The sequence below is a fragment of the Photobacterium sanguinicancri genome, assembly GCF_002265265.1.
Taxonomy (GTDB): domain Bacteria; phylum Pseudomonadota; class Gammaproteobacteria; order Enterobacterales; family Vibrionaceae; genus Photobacterium; species Photobacterium sanguinicancri.
The window spans coordinates 1-973 of record NZ_NOIF01000386.1 but is presented as its reverse complement, the minus strand read 5'-3'; the positions used below and the strand labels follow the sequence as shown (position 1 = coordinate 973).

Sequence of the window (973 nt, the reverse complement as noted above, 5' to 3'; positions counted from 1 at the left end):
ATTTATTAGCTTATTATAAAATTAATAAATTTGAAATGAACGTAGCTAACGATGAGGGGTGGCGTTTAGAAATTCCAGGTCTTCCTGAGTTGACCGAGTTTGGTGCAAAACGAGGGTATGACTTAAGTGAAACAAAAATGCTTCATACTTTTATGGGGTCAAGCAATGAATTTAATACTGGAGATGGTATTGAAGGAAAGCCTAAGAATATTATAGAAGCGAATAATGGGGTAAAACCCGACTTTCAAGGGTTTGAAATTGCTCAGCAGAATTTTTTAGGCAAAGGTTGGGGTTACTACACAACTGAGGATTTTAAAGACATATTAAAATATGCAGCCGATCGTCATATTGACGTTATATTAGAATATGATTTTCCCGCACATGCCCGTGCTGCTATTAAAGCGATGGAGTACCGTTACAATAAATATAAAGAGACAGATCTTGTTGAAGCAAATCGCTATCGTTTGATTGATCCTCTAGATAAATCTGAGTATTACACACCGCAGTTCTATACCGATAATATTGTGAACCCATCGCTAGACGGTACTTATGCTTTCTTAGAAAAAGTCATCAGCGAAACAAAGGCAATGTATGATGCCGTGCCTAGTGCGGAGATAACTCGGTTACATGGCGGCGGTGATGAACTCCCTCATTTAGGGCCCAATGAATGGTGGGCGAAGTCGCCAGCTATACAGCAAAACCCTGAAACCGCAGGCAAAACAGATGCTGAGTTATTTGATTACTTTTTCATGCGTTGGGTTTCCATTATTAATCAGAATGGGTTCAAAATGGCGAGTTGGGGTGATGTGCTAACCCATAATGGTACAGGTAACGTCGATTATGGTGAGTTGTATCCTATATTCTGGAATAACGTGTGGGGGTGGGGTAATGAACATTGTAGTGGTCAACTAAAATTGGTCACGGTTTTAGAGCTTTCCCAATATAATCGTTCTGACTCATTGGGAGTTAGACC

At 39.9% G+C, this 973-nt stretch carries 1 pseudogene; it reads left to right on the top strand.

The annotated features are described in order from the left end of the window. Positions 1 to 35: 35 nt before the first annotated feature. Positions 36 to 764 (top strand): annotated as a pseudogene (locus ASV53_RS24195) (family 20 glycosylhydrolase); the annotation flags it as partial. Between the last annotated feature and the right edge of the window lie 209 nt (positions 765 to 973).